This is a genomic window from Lapillicoccus jejuensis (assembly GCF_006715055.1).
Lineage (GTDB): Bacteria > Actinomycetota > Actinomycetes > Actinomycetales > Dermatophilaceae > Lapillicoccus > Lapillicoccus jejuensis.
In genome coordinates, this window is sequence record NZ_VFMN01000001.1 from 1,217,042 (window position 1) to 1,231,402 (window position 14,361).

At 73.2% G+C, this 14,361-nt stretch carries 8 protein-coding genes; 3 read left to right on the forward strand and 5 right to left on the reverse strand.

The genetic code is table 11. The features are described 5' to 3' along the window. Positions 1-122: 122 nt before the first annotated feature. The 3 genes from epsC to FB458_RS05830 form a co-directional block, all read right to left on the reverse strand. Positions 123-704 carry a serine O-acetyltransferase EpsC gene (epsC, locus tag FB458_RS05820; protein ID WP_246061492.1) on the reverse strand — a complete coding sequence of 194 codons (582 nt, stop codon included), beginning with the start codon at positions 702-704 and terminating at the stop codon, positions 123-125. Positions 705-804: 100 nt separating this feature from the next. Then, positions 805-1,734, reverse strand: coding sequence for a cysteine synthase A (gene cysK, locus FB458_RS05825; RefSeq protein WP_141847561.1), 930 nt, complete (start codon positions 1,732-1,734; stop codon positions 805-807). 199 nt (positions 1,735-1,933) lie between these two features. Then, positions 1,934-4,513 carry a WD40/YVTN/BNR-like repeat-containing protein gene (locus tag FB458_RS05830; protein ID WP_141847563.1) on the reverse strand — a complete coding sequence of 860 codons (2,580 nt, stop codon included), beginning with the start codon at positions 4,511-4,513 and terminating at the stop codon, positions 1,934-1,936. 241 nt (positions 4,514-4,754) lie between these two features. Here FB458_RS05830 and FB458_RS05835 point away from each other — a divergent pair, with 241 nt between their 5' ends. Further along, on the forward strand, positions 4,755-7,025 hold the full coding sequence (locus tag FB458_RS05835) for a (Fe-S)-binding protein (RefSeq protein ID WP_141847565.1): 2,271 nt from the start codon (positions 4,755-4,757) through the stop codon (positions 7,023-7,025). On the opposite strand, the gene FB458_RS05840 is transcribed toward FB458_RS05835, so the two are convergent. Continuing rightward, positions 7,022-8,311: a glucoamylase family protein gene (locus FB458_RS05840; RefSeq protein ID WP_211355944.1), complete on the reverse strand. Its 1,290-nt coding sequence runs from the start codon at positions 8,309-8,311 to the stop codon at positions 7,022-7,024. The genes FB458_RS05835 and FB458_RS05840 overlap by 4 nt on opposite strands. Before the next feature lie 205 nt (positions 8,312-8,516). On the opposite strand from FB458_RS05840, the gene FB458_RS05850 reads away from it, so the two are divergent. Then, positions 8,517-9,767 carry a hypothetical protein gene (locus tag FB458_RS05850; protein ID WP_170185582.1) on the forward strand — a complete coding sequence of 417 codons (1,251 nt, stop codon included), beginning with the start codon at positions 8,517-8,519 and terminating at the stop codon, positions 9,765-9,767. Positions 9,768-9,876: 109 nt separating this feature from the next. Here the strand turns inward: FB458_RS05850 and FB458_RS05855 are convergent, their stop codons facing one another. Beyond that, positions 9,877-10,845: a helix-turn-helix transcriptional regulator gene (locus tag FB458_RS05855; RefSeq protein WP_141847573.1), complete on the reverse strand. Its 969-nt coding sequence runs from the start codon at positions 10,843-10,845 to the stop codon at positions 9,877-9,879. Between the two features lie 154 nt (positions 10,846-10,999). On the opposite strand from FB458_RS05855, the gene FB458_RS05860 reads away from it, so the two are divergent. Next, positions 11,000-14,281, forward strand: coding sequence for a GH92 family glycosyl hydrolase (locus FB458_RS05860; protein ID WP_211355945.1), 3,282 nt, complete (start codon positions 11,000-11,002; stop codon positions 14,279-14,281). Positions 14,282-14,361: the final 80 nt, after the last annotated feature.

Here is a 14,361-nt window from a genome sequence, read left to right on the forward strand (position 1 = left end):
GGGCGACGGGTCGAGCATCGCCGCTGCGGGCGGCCCGGCTCCGGGCCCTCCACAGGGGCCGCGGACCGCCTGACCCGCCCCCGGGGGTTGGGGACAGGGGGTCGCGGACCCGCGGGACGGGCTCAGATGAAGATCGCGGGGATCTCCTCGAGCATCTCCTCGGGCGTCAGCCCGGGGACGGCGGGGCGCACCTGCGCGGGGATGCCGACGGCCACCGAGCCGGCGGGCACGTCCTTGGTGACGACCGAGTTCGCGCCCACCTGGACGTCGTCGCCGATGGTCACGTCGCCGAGGATGCGGGCGCCGGCACCGACGGTGACCCGGTCGCCGAGGGTCGGGTGGCGCTTGACCTTCTTCAGCGACCGGCCCCCGAGCGTGACCTGGTGGTAGAGCATGACGTCGTCGCCGACGACGGCCGTCTCGCCGATGACGACGCCCATGCCGTGGTCGATGAAGAAGCGCCGGCCGATCGTCGCACCGGGGTGGATTTCGACGCCGGTGACGGCCCGGGACAGCTGCGCCAGCAGCCGCGCCGGTAGCCGCCACCCCGGCGTGCGCCACAGCCGGTGGGCCAGCCGGTGCACCCAGATCGCGTGCAGGCCGGGCGAGGCGAGGAACGTCTCGAGCCGGGACTGCGCGGCCGGGTCGCGCGCGATCGCGGCGTCGACGTCCTCGCGGACCGTGGCGAGGGCACGCCGCACCAGGGCCGGGGCGGTGTCGCCCCGGCCGGTCGCGCGGCGTCGTACGTCGTGCACGTCGGTCACTCCCGCTGGGTGGTGGTGGTGGTCGTCGACGTCGCCGACGTCAGTCGACGAGGCCCTCGAAGAGGACGGTCGAGAGGTAGCGCTCGCCGAAGCTCGGGATGATGACGACGATGGTCTTGCCCTCGTTCTCGGGGCGCTGCGCGACCTGCGCCGCGGCCGCGAGCGCCGCGCCGGACGACAGGCCGACGAGCAGGCCCTCCTCGGTGGCGGCCCGACGGGCGTACGCCACCGACGTGTCGATGTCGACGTCGATGACCTCGTCGTAGACCTGCGTGTCGAGGATCTCCGGGACGAAGTTCGCGCCGATGCCCTGGATCTTGTGCGGACCGGGCTGCCCGCCGTTGAGGATCGGGCTCTCCTTGGGCTCGACCGCGATGACCTGCAGGCCGGGCTTGCGCTCCTTGAGGACCTGCCCGACCCCGGTGATGGTCCCGCCGGTGCCGATGCCGGCGACGACGATGTCGACCGCGCCGTCCGTGTCCTTCCAGATCTCCTCGGCCGTCGTGCGGCGGTGGATCTCCGGGTTGGCCTCGTTGGCGAACTGGCGGGCGAGGATGCCGCCGCGCTCCTTGACGATCTCCTCGGACGCGTCGACGGCGCCCTTCATGCCCTTGCTCGGGTCGGTGAGGACGAGCTCGGCGCCGAACGCCCGCAGCAGCGCGCGCCGCTCCTTGCTCATCGACTCCGGCATCGTGAGGACGACCTGGTAGCCGCGGGCCGCGCCGACCATCGCGAGGGCGATGCCGGTGTTGCCCGAGGTCGCCTCGACGATCGTGCCACCGGGCTGCAGCTGCCCGGACCTCTCCGCGGCGTCGATGATGGCGACGCCGATGCGGTCCTTGACCGAGTTCGCGGGGTTGTAGAACTCGAGCTTCGCGGCGACGGTGGCCTTCGCGCCGTCGGTCACCTTGTTGATCCGGACCAGCGGGGTGTTGCCGATGAGCTGGGTCACGTCGTCGTGGATGGGCACGGGTGCTGCCTTCTTCCTTCGGAGGTCGGGACGGAGTCCGGTGGCGGTCCGCCGGACCGGCCACCCCTGAGAACTCACATCTGGTTATCCATGTTCCAACCTGACGTTATCGATCGGCAAGCGGGTCTCAGGAACGCGCGACGCCCCGCCCGGGTGACCCGGGCGGGGCGTCGTACGGAGCCGCTGGTGTCGCGGGCGGTCAGGACCGCGCGGGGGTCACCGTCCAGATGCCGCGGCCGTGCGTCCCGAGGACGGCGCTGCGGCCGTCCGCGGAGAGCGACACGTTGTTGACGACGACGGTCGGCAGACCCGCGACCCGCGACCAGCGCATCGGCGAGGACTGCGAGGCCGTGAAGGCGCCGAGGTCGGTGCCGAGCACCAGCGTGCCCTTGACGACGGCCAGCGCGTCTGCGGGGGCGTCGGGCAGGTTGCCGCTGATGTTGCGCCACGTCGAGCCACCGTCGGTGGACTCGAAGACGCCGCCGACACCGCCACCGGGGATCCACCGGCGCGAGTAGCCGCTGAACGTCGCGTAGACGTGGGCCGGGTTGGCCGGGTCCACGGTCAGCCCGGTGACGAACCGGTTGGGCAGGACCGGCGAGGAGATCCGGTGCCACGAGCCGCCGTAGTTGGTGTCGATGCCGGAGGCGAACGCCGGGCCGGGGTTGCCCCCGCCGCCGACCCACCCGGCGTACGTCGTCACGCCGCTCACCGCGATGGCCGAGGCGAGGTTGTCGCCGCCCGCCGCGTCCTTGCCAAGGCTGTGCACCTGGGTGAAGTCGCACGTCGCGCCGGCGCAGCTGGTCGCCCAGCCCTTGGTGGTGTCCCAGATGGCCGAGCCGCCGACGACCCAGTGGTTGCTGTCGTGCACGTCCATCGCGATGGGGGCGATGAACCGGGCGGTCGGGTCGCAGTCGGCGCCGGTGTAGACGCCGCAGACCGGGCTGAGCGTCGTGAAGGAGTGACCACCGTCGCTGCTGCGGTACATCTGCAGGTTGGTGTACTCGCCGACCATGCGCTGGTAGCTGCTCGGGTCGACGAGGACGGCGCCGCCGTCACCACCGGCCGGCTCGACCGTCCGGCCGCTCGGCTGCACGAGGGCGGTGCCGTTGTCCTGCAGTCCACCCCAGTAGCCGACGTTGCCGCCGGCCGCGCCGGCGCCGCTCTTCGCGTCGTAGAACTGCAGGGTGCGCAGGCCGTCGTTGAGGTCGCTCCACCGGCCGTAGCCGGTCACCGACAGCGGGCGGCGGTAGACGCCGCCGTCGTTGCCGATGACGATCTGGCCGTCGCCGGTCACGGCGAGCGCGTGCTGGTCCGGGTGCGTCGTGCGCGGGCACGAGTCGCCGCAGGCCAGGCCGTAGTTCCAGTACGGGCTGGCGGTCGTGAACGTCGTGCCGCCGTTGCGGGTCTGGAAGACCTCCTCGAGGCTGACGTAGACGTGCATCGGGTCGCTCGGGTCGACCTGGAGCGCCTGGTTGTACCAGGACTGGATGCCCACGTGGTAGCCCGGCATGTTCATCAGCGCCGAGCCGGAGGCACCGAGCTTGGCGCTGTCGGCGACGAGCTGCCACGGGCCGGTCGGGGCGCCGGACGGGGAGACGAAGACGCCCTGGAGGTTGGTGGCCCCGCCGGCGAGCAGCGCCTTCGGCGACTGGACGATCGCGTAGAGCCGCGAGCCGTCGGCGGCGTACTGCAGGGTCGTGCGGCCGATGTCGGTCGCGTCGATGGCGCCCGCCGGCGTGAACTTCTTGAACGACCCGGCGCCGCCGCCGGTCGTCGAGCGGTAGAAGCCGTTGTACGACGACCCGTTGCGCCACCCGAGGACCGCGGTGACGTCCTGCCCGTTCGTGCCCGGACGGACGACGACGTCGGTGATCTGCGAGGTGAGGTACGGCGACCCGGTCGGGTTGGGGTCCGGCTTGAGGACGGACTGCCACTGGCCACCGGTGCGGTCCGAGCGGTGACGCCACAGGCCGTTGCTCGTCGCGGCGTAGACCCAGCCGTCGCCGGCGTCGCGCAGCCGGTAGACCTGGGCGTTCTGCAGCTCGGTCCCGCCGACGCGGGTGAAGGTCGCGCCCTGGTCGGCCGACCAGTAGACGCCGACGCCGAGGTAGGAGTCGCTGTTGGTGTTCGCCTCGCCGGTGCCGACCCACAGGTGGTGCCCGGCGTCGACGTACAGCGCGCCGATCGACTGCGACGGCTGGCCGTCCCAGATCGGGGTCCACGTCGCGCCCTCGTCCTTGCTGCGCCAGACGCCACCGTCGGCGGCGCCGGCGTAGATGGTCGTCCCGTCGGTGGCCAGCGCGGTGGTGCGGCCCGCCACGACGCCGAAGCCGGAGCCGGCGTTCGACCAGGTGGGGTCGGTGTAGCCGGGCGGGTTCGCGTCGTACGGCGCCCCGGTGATCTCCTTCAGACCGGCGCTCGAGGCCGGCATGCCGGCGGCGTGCGCCTGGGCCGCGAGCAGGGCCGCCGCGGGGGCGCTCACGGCCGGGGCCGAGCGCTCGTTGGCGAACTCGTCGGCGCGGTCGGCGACCTCGAGGGCGTCGCCGACGTCGCGGCCACCGCCGTCGTCCGCGGCCGCCGCGGCCTGCGCGGTGCGGGCGGCGGACGGGTGCGTGAGGGCGGCGTGGCGCTGGGCCTGGGTCGCCGCGGCGCCGGTGAGGGCGCCGGGCGCGCTCCCGCTCGCCGCGACGGGCCCGGCGGCCACGACGACGACGGCGAGGGCGGCGCCGAGGGCGCCGGCGGTGGTGCGCCGACGGCGCAGGACGGCATGGGGCATGGGACCTCCCGGATCCGAGTCGTTTCCCGGCGTCACCCCCCGGTGCGCAGGACCCGCTGACCCTCGCACCCCGTCGAGGCGGGAACAATCGTCGGCGAAGGCTGCCAGCCAGTTACTAGGTGACGTTCAGCCAAAAGGGGCGAAAGGGTCTGCGACCCCGGTCCAGCCGCCGGACCCGGCGCGCGCGAGCGCCGTCACACGACAGGTGAGCGGGCGCTTACCCGCCAGTAGTGTGCTGCCCATGACCGTGCTCCAGATCGTCGCCGGGACCGTCAGCCTGGCGGTCACGCTCGTCGGGGCGGTCCTGCTCGTGCTGGCCGTGCGCCGGTACCTGCAGGTCTTCCGCCTCGGCGCCCCCGCCCACCGCACCGACGCCCCCGGCACCCGCACGGTCACGTTGCTGCGCGAGTTCCTCGGCCACACCCGGATGTCGCGGCTACCGGTCGTCGCGACGGCGCACTGGTTCACGATGATCTCGTTCGGGGTCCTCTTCCTCACCCTCGTCACCGCGTTCGGCCAGCTCGCCGACCCGACCTTCGCGCTGCCGCTGCTCGGCCACTGGGTCGTCTACGAGTGGGTGACCGAGCTCTTCGCCTGGACCGGCCTGGTCGGCATCGTCGCGCTCATGGTCGTGCGGCAGCGCCAGCACCCGAGGAACAGCCCCGGCGAGGGTGGGCGCCGCTCGCGCTTCTACGGCTCGTCGTCCTGGCAGGCCAACTACGTCGAGCTGACCATCCTCGGCGTGACGATCTGCATCCTCACCCTGCGCGGGCTGGAGTACGCGCTCGGCCGGGCCACCGGCGAGCCCAGCGCGACGGCAGCGCACTACCCCGGGACCGCGTGGCTGGGCAGCCTCTTCGGCACCGGCACGACCGGCCTCGAGGCGGCGATCGTCGTCGTCGCCGCGGTGAAGATCCTCATCTCGTTCGCGTGGATGATCACCATCGCGCTCACCCCGACGATGGGCGTGGCCTGGCACCGCTTCCTCGCCTTCTTCAACATCTGGTTCAAGCGCGAGGCCGACGGCCGCACCGCCCTCGGCGCGCTCCAGCCGATCCAGGTCGCGTCCGGCCCGCTCGACGTCGCGGCCCTCGAGGACCTGCCCGAGGACGCGACGCTCGGCGTCGGCACGGTCGAGGACTTCACCTGGAAGGGCCTGCTCGACTTCACCACCTGCACCGAGTGCGGTCGCTGCCAGAGCCAGTGCCCGGCCTGGAACACCGAGAAGCCGCTCTCGCCCAAGCTGCTCGTCACGACGCTGCGCGACCACCTGTACGAGAAGTCGCCGTGGCTGCTGGCCGCCGAGGAGTCGCGCGACCGGCTGCCCGACACCGTGCGCGCCGCGGCCTCCGACGACCTCGCCCTCGTCGGCCCGACGGGGTACGACGTCGCCTCGCCGCTGGGCGCGTACAACCCGCACGGCCCCGACGCCGTCATCGACCAGGACGTCCTGTGGTCGTGCACGACGTGCGGCGCCTGCGTCGAGCAGTGCCCCGTCGACATCGAGCACGTCGACACCATCGTCGAGCTGCGCCGCTACCAGGTCCTCATCGAGTCGGCCTTCCCGGCCGAGCTCGGCGGGCTGTTCAAGAACCTGGAGAAGAACGGCAACCCGTGGGGCATGTCGCCGCGGATGCGTCTGGACTGGGCCAAGGACCTGCCCTTCGACGTGCCGGTCGTCGGCCGGGACGTCGAGTCGGCCGAGGAGGTCGACTACCTCTTCTGGGTCGGCTGCGCCGGCGCGCTCGAGGACCGCGCGAAGCGCACGACCCGCGCCGTCGCCGAGCTGCTGCACACCGCCGGGGTCACCTTCGCCGTCCTCGGCGAGGGCGAGTCCTGCACCGGTGACTCGGCCCGTCGCGCCGGCAACGAGGTGCTCTTCCAGATGCTCGCCGCGCAGAACGTCGAGACCCTCAACGACGCGAAGGTCACCAAGGTCGTCGTCACCTGCGCGCACTGCTTCAACACGCTGAAGAACGAGTACCCGCAGAACGGCGGGCGGTACGACGTCGTCCACCACACCCAGCTGCTCAACCGCCTCGTCCGCGAGAAGCGGCTCGTCCCGGTCGCCCGCCCCGACGAGGCCCCGACCGGCAAGGCCGCGGGCGCCGCGTCGACGGCGGCCAGCGTGACCTACCACGACCCGTGCTACCTCGGCCGGCACAACAACGTCTACGCCCCGCCGCGCGAGCTCATCGGCGCGCTGCCCGGCGTCGAGTACCGCGAGATGGAGCGCAGCGGCGAGCGGTCGTTCTGCTGCGGCGCCGGCGGCGCGAGGATGTGGATGGAGGAGAAGCTCGGCACCCGGATCAACGGCAACCGCGTCGACGAGGCGCTCGCCACCGGCGCCGACCGGATCGCCATCGGCTGCCCGTTCTGCAAGGTGATGATGAGCGACGGCGTGACCGGCAAGCAGTCGGCCGGCGAGGCCCGCGCCGAGGTCGAGGTCGTCGACGTCGCGCAGATGCTGCTCGCGGCGGTGCGGCGGGGCGAGGAGCCCGCGCAGGTCTAGCGCGCGGGCCGGAACCCGGCCCGCGCCAGACCCCGCCGTAGCACCGGGTGGCCGCGCACGACGTCCCACACCAGCCCGGTCCGCAGGTTCTCGGCCATGAGCAGGATCGGCCCCTGGTCGATCCCGAGGTGCTGGTCGTCGACCCACCCGACGGTGGGGTTGATCGCGTCCAGGAACCCGTGCTCGGTGAGCAGCGCGTCGCCGTACCGGTCCGCCATCGCCCGCAGCGCGGGGAGGGCGATCTCCGGGGCGAAGGGCAGGCAGCCGCCGGCGGCGGTCGGCGCGATCGTGCCGTCGTCCTCGACCCAGCCGGGCCCCGCGCCGCGGGCGAGGTACCCGTGGGTCCGCACCTCGCGGCCGTCGACGAGGTGGGTCCCCTCCCCCGGCCCGTCGCAGGCGGTCAACCCCCACACGTCCTGGTCGTAGCCCCGGAAACCACCCGGGTTCGCGACCGCGTAGGCCTGCTGCGCGTGGGCCGCCCGGCGGCTGTTCTCCGCGTAGTCCAGCCCGTGCGCGCGGCCCCAGTCGTCGCGGACCCCGCGGAAGTCGACCCAGACGTGGCTGTACTGGTGCCCGAAGAGCGGCCCGAAGCCGAGGTGCGTCCGCCCGTGGAACTCCTCCCACGTGCGCCCGTACGACGCCGCCCACGCCGGCCACGCGTCGTCGCCCACCGGGTGCGTCGGCGACCCGAGGGCGAGCAGCACGACGAGCATCGCCTCGTTGTAGCCGCACCAGTCGGCGTCGAGGAACCCTTTCCCGGGAAGCCACCCCATGGAGATCAGCGGCGGGCGCGCCTGCATCCACGGCCACTCGACGCGCCGGTGCAGGGCGTCCGCGAGGGTGCGGATCTCGCGCTCGGCCGCGTCGTCGCCGTCGAACCACCGCTCGGCGAAGAGCACCCCGCCCAGGAGCAGCGCGGTGTCGACGGAGGACAGCTCGACGTCGTCCGACCAGCGCAGCCCGGTGGCCGGGTCGAGGAAGTGGTGGAAGAAGCCGCGGTGGCCGCTGGTGCCCGTGGCCGCCTCCCCCTGCGGGGCGTCGTGGAGCAGCCGGAGGGTGGCGAGGGTGCGCCGTACGGCGTCGTGCCGGGTGAGCCAGCCGCGCGACTGCCCGACCCCCCACGCGGTCAGGCCGAAGCCGACCGCGGCCACCGAGCAGGAGTCGGGGCGCGGCCAGCGGTCCGGGACCAGGCCGGTGTCCGGGTGCGCCGCGTCGGCGAACCACGCGAACGTCCGCCGCTGCAGGTCGTCGAGGAACCGCTCGTCGTCGGGGGCGGGGCCGCTCACCCACCCCACGCTACGGGGAACGCCCAGGATCCTCCCGGCGTGCTGTCAGGTTCTCGCCATGCCGGTTCCGGACACCCGAACCCCTCCGCCCCGGGGCCTGCGCACGGCGAGGGTGGCGGCACGTCACCGGTCCCGCCGTGACGGTCCGGGCCCACCAGGGAGACCCGGGTGGCGGGAGCGGTCCGACGTCACGACAAGGAGACCCGTGAAGAAGAGCCTGACCTGGTCACTGACCGCCGTCACCTGCGCGACGCTGGCCCTCGGCACCGCCCTGCCCGCCCAGGCGAGCACCAGCCCCGCGGGCGCCACCGTCTCCGGCCCGTCGGCCCGGGTGGTCCCCGCCGGCTCCACGCTGTCGGCCCAGGGCCGCGCGACGCTCGACAGCATCATCGCCCAGCTGCCCGCCGACTGGCAGGCCCGGCGCGACGCGGCCGTGGCCCGCGCGCACATCGAGCACTCGCCCGCCCGCGAGGTCCTCGACCGCTCGGTCGCCAACGCCATCGACCCCGGCGACTACGTCTGCAACCCGACGCCGCTGGACGGCTACGTCGACCAGATCCTCTCGGGCGTCGACAACGACAGCCTCATCACCCTCGCCCTCGCGGGCGTGCTCGACTTCCCGACCTACGAGGCGATCTTCTACGGCAGCCCCAAGGACCCGGACTTCGCGCTCCCGGCGGCCTACGCCGGCACCCTGACGACGACCTTCGGCTACGCCCAGCGGTTCTGGGACGTCAAGCTCGAGGACATCCAGCTCATGGCGATGCACGGGGAGATGACCGTCGACGTCGCCCGCATGACGCGGATGGTCAAGCTCTTCTACGGCCTCGACGACGCCAAGGCCGTCAAGCTGGCCCGCCAGCTCGTCGGCATCGTCCGCAGCGACCCGGGCCTGCGGAACGGCCGCAACCCGATCTTCACCCTCAACGCGTTCGCGTTCTCCGCGCAGGGCGAGACCGACCCGCTGTTCCGGGGCATCAAGGACAAGATGGTCTTCGGCGACGGGATCCTCGACGCCCTCAAGGCCCTCGGGCTCAACGCGGTCGGGCCGAAGGCCGTCCTCGGCCACGAGATGGCGCACCACGTCCAGTTCGAGGACAACCTGTTCGTCTCCGACCTGACCGGCCCCGAGGCGACCCGGCGCACCGAGCTGATGGCCGACGCCTTCGGCTCGTACTTCGCCACCCACACCAAGGGCCTCAACCTCGCGCCGAACGCGCTGCTCCAGGTGACCAAGACGTTCTACGACGTGGGCGACTGCCAGTTCACCTCTCCCGGCCACCACGGCACGCCGAACCAGCGCCAGGCCGCCTCCTCGTGGGGCATCGCCGTCGCCGCCAGCGGCGACCCGCTCAAGGTCCTGCCGAGCCTGCGGCTCGACGCGAAGTTCGAGCGGGTGCTGCCGCAGCTCGTCGCGTCCGACGCCCCCAAGGTCCCGGCGGTCCCCGCCGCCTGACCGCGCACCACGCACGCCCGTACGGCGGCGCCCGGGTCACCGGGCGTCGCCGTACGGCGTCCTCCGGTGGTCCTCGGAGCGATCCTCGGAGCGATCCTCGGGGCAGGACTCACAGCAGGCCGCGGCGGCCGGCCTGCACCCCCAGCTGGAAGCGGCTCTGCACGCCGAGGTCGCGCTGCAGCGCGGCGATCCGCCGGGCGACCGTCCGCTCGCTCACCCCGAGCTCGCGTGCGATCGACTCGTCGGTGAGCCCGGCCGCCATGAGCGTCACGAGCAGCCGCGCGGCCGGCGTCACCGGCGGTGCCCACCCGTTCGGGCCGGAGCCGACCGCGGCGGTGAGCGGGACGGCGAGGCTCCAGAAGACCTCGAAGAGGCTGCTGAGCCGGTCGTAGAGGTCGGACGGGCGCACGAGCAGACCGTGCAGCCGCTCGGTGCCGGGCGCCCCGACCATGAGCAGCGCCCCGCCCTCCCCGACCGTGAGGTTGAGCGGCACGTCCCGGTAGACCCGGGCCTCCTCGCCCTGGGCGATGCAGGTCGTGACGGCCCGGACCGCGACCGGGTGCTGGAGGATCCGTGCGCCGTACACCACGCGGTAGGCCACCCCACGGGCCAGGGCCGCCGCCACGCCGGGGGCGACCGCCGGCTCGGCGTCGACGCGCCCGACGGGGCCGATGGACAGGGCGTCCACCCGCGTGCGGGCCCGGTCGTGCAGGGCCCGGCTGGCCGCGGCCACCGCCTCCGTCGTGGTCAGCACCTCGAGGTACGACGGCCCGTCGACGTGCGCCGCCCACAGGTCGCCGAGCACCTGGGCGCTGCGGCGGGCCGCCTCCGCCTGGCGCGAACGGTCCTCGGCGAGGGCCTCGATGGCGGCCCGGGGCGGCAGCGGCTGGACCGGCCCGTCGTCGGTCGCGGCGACCAGGCCCAGGCCGCGCAGCTCGCCGACGGCGGCGTGCACCTGCGCGGGTGGGGTGTCCAGGTGGGCGGCCAGGTCGGCCACGTCCTGGCGCCCGCGGTCGACGAGCAGGACGTACACCGCCTCGGCGGTCGGGCTGGCCCCGAGGTCGCGCAGTGCTCGCACCCCTCGAGTTCTACCAGGCTCCTCCCAGGTCCGACCTCCCCCGTGGGGTGGAGGACGCGTCCGTCGCGCGACGTCCGGATCTCGACAGGACAGATCGCCGGAGCGGGTCTAGCCTCCGATTTTGACAACGTTGTCGAAACAGAAGGAGGACCTCGTGTCCCAGCGTCCAGCACGCGCCCTGCGACCCGCCCTGGCGGTCGTCGGGGCCGTGGCGCTCGCCGCCGTCGGCGGCAGCGCCTCCCTCGCCGCGGCGGCCCCGCCCGGCGCGACGTCGTCCGCGACGGCCACCCCTCACCTGGCCGGCCGCTACTCCGACTACGTCAACCCGATCATCGGCACCTCGGGGTACGTCGACACCTTCCCCGGGCCGGACGTGCCGTTCGGCATGGTGCAGCTCGGCCCCGACACCTCGCCCGACCGGCCCGCCGGTGGGGGGTACGAGTACACCGACAAGGACCTGCGCGGCTTCAGCCTGAGCCACGTCAGCGGCCCCGGGTGCGGTGCGGGCGGCGACCTGCCGATGCTGCCGGTGTCCGGCGACGTCGGCTCCGACCCCGGCTCGCTCGTCCAGCCCTTCAGCCACACCGGCGAGGTGGCCAAGGCGGGCTTCTACCAGGTGACCACCGGCACGGGCGCCGCCGCCGTGACGTCGAGGATGTCGACGACGACCCGCGCGGGGATCTCCCAGTTCGCCTTCCCCTCGGGCGCCGACGGGCATCTCGTCCTCAAGCTCACCGACAGCGCGACCCCCGTCGACGGCACGACCGGTGCCGTGATCGGTGACCGGGAAGTCATTGCCTCGGTGACGACCGGTCACTTCTGCGGGCAGAGCCCCACGGTCGAGGACGACTACACGATCCACGTCGACCTGCGGTTCCAGCAGCCCTTCACGGCGAGCCACGTCACCGGGAAGAGCGCGAACGGCGGCCCGGGCACGATCGTGCTCGACTTCCCCGCGGGCACGACGGTGACGGCCAAGGCGGGTGTCTCCTACACGAGCGACGCCAACGCGGCGCTCAACCTCGCGACCGAGATCCCGGGCTGGAACCTCGCCGCGGTGCGCGAGGCGGCTCGCTCCGCGTGGGACGCCCAGCTCGGGAAGATCGAGGTCGGCGGCGGCACCAAGGACCAGCAGGTGCAGTTCTACACGGCGCTCTACCACGCGCTCCTGCATCCGAACACGTTCTCCGACGTCAACGGGCAGTACCCGGGCTTCGACGGCACGGTCCACACGACCGACCCGGGCCACGTCGAGTACGCGACGTTCTCCGGGTGGGACACCTACCGCAGCCAGGCCCAGCTCGAGGCGGTCGTCGCCCCGCAGCAGATGAGCGACACGGTGCGCTCGATGCTCCACCAGTACGAGCAGATGGGGCAGCTGCCCAAGTGGGCCTTCAACAACGGCGAGAGCTACGTCATGGTCGGCGACCCGGCCGACGGGATCATCGCCGACGCCTACGCCTTCGGCGCCCGCGACTTCGACGTCCAAGAGGCCCTGGCCGCCATGGTCACCGAGGCGACCCAGAAGAACGACGTGCGCCCGGGCCAGCAGGTGAGGGACGTCAAGGGCTACCTGCCCGACGACGGCTCGTACGGCTGCTGCAACTTCTACGGCTCGGCGTCCACGCTGCTCGAGTACGACAGCGCCGACTACGCGATCGCGTCGCTGGCGCGGTCGCTCGGCAACGACTCCGTCTACCAGCGCTTCGCGACCCGCTCGCAGGACTGGCAGAACATCTTCAACCCGGCCACGGGCTACGTGCAGGCCAAGCTGGCCGACGGCACCTGGGCCCCGGGCTTCACGCCCGGCACGAGCACCGGGATGGTCGAGGGCTCGGCGTCGCAGTACACGCCGATGGTCCCGCACAACCTCGCCGCGCTCATCGCCGGCAAGGGCGGCCCGGTGAAGTACGAGTCCTTCCTCGACTCGCTCTTCACCTCGATCGACCACCCGGGGCCGCTCAACGCGGACCTGTCCAACGAGCCCAGCATCGAGATCCCGTGGGAGTACGACTACGTCGGCGCCCCCTGGAAGACCCAGCAGGTCGTGCGGGAGGCGCAGCAGAAGCTCTACTTCAACGCGCCCGTCGGGTCGTTCGGCAACGACGACCTCGGGGCGATGAGCTCCTGGTACGTCTGGTCCAACCTCGGGATGTACCCGGAGACCCCGGGCACCGACACCCTCGTCCTCGGCAGCCCCGTCTTCCCCACCGCCACCGTGCACCTCGCGTCGGGCAAGGCCCTCACCGTCACCGCCCCCAGGGCGAGCACCGGGACGCCGTACGTGCAGTCGCTGACGCTGAACGGCTCCGCGTGGGACAAGCCGTGGGTGCCGGGGTCGCGCGTCCTGCAGGGGGCGAACCTCGCGTTCGACCTCGGCAGCACGCCGAACAAGGCCTGGGGCAGTGACCTGAGCAAGGCCCCGCCGTCGGACCCGACCGGTCAGCAGGACGCGTTCGTGGCCGCCAGCCCGAGCGACGTCATCCTCCAGCCCGGGGGGACGACGAAGGCGACCGTCACCGTGACCAACCTCGCGGGCCGCGAGCGCACGGTGAGGTGGACGGCGACCGCGCAGAGCGGGGTGACGGTCTCGCCCAGGTCCGGCAGCATCACGGTGCCGGCCCACGGGAGCGCGTCCGCCACGGCCACGCTGACCGCGGCCGGTGACGCCGACGGGCGCTACACGGTGACGTTCGCCTTCACCTCCGGGCGCACCGTCCTGCCGACGTCGTCCGTGCAGGTCGCGGTCGCCCCGGCCGGCGACATCTGGCCGTACTACACGAACGCCGGCATCACCGACGACGCGCACACCGGTGCGGCCAGCTTCGACGGGGGCGGCTGGAGCTACTCGGCCCAGGCCCTCGCGGCGGCCGGTGTCACGCCCGGCTCCACGGTGACGGCCGACGGGGTGCACTACACCTGGCCGGACGTCCCGGTCGCGACCCCGGACAACATCGAGGAGTCCGGCCAGACCATCCCGCTGAAGGTGCCCGCGGGCGCGAGCACCATCGGCCTGCTCGGCTCGGCGTCCAACGCCGGTTCGTCCGGGGCGGGCGGGACCGTCACGGTGCACTACACCGACGGGACGTCGTCGACCTTCGACGCGTTCTTCAGCGACTGGACGCTGGGCGGCGGTGGCGGCACCCCGGTGCCGGGTGACACCACGGCGGTGACGACGGCGTACCGCAACTCGTCCGGCGGCCGCGACCCGGTGAAGACCTACGTCTTCTCGGTCAGCGCCCCGCTCGACGCCGGCAAGACGGTCGCGAGCATCACCCTGCCGCAGGCGCAGGGTGGCGACGCGCACGTCTTCGCCATCGGGTTCGACACGACGGGCGCCAGCTCGCAGGCCCCCTCCACCCCGCAGCACGGGGTGGCGGCTCGCGAGGTCGCCCCGACGCCGGCCCACGTCGTCCCCACGCCGACGCGGCGCTGACGACCACCGCTGCGCGGTGACCCACGGCCGGTACGGCGCCCCGAGCGCCGTACCGGCCTCGTCGTTCCCCGGGTCATCCG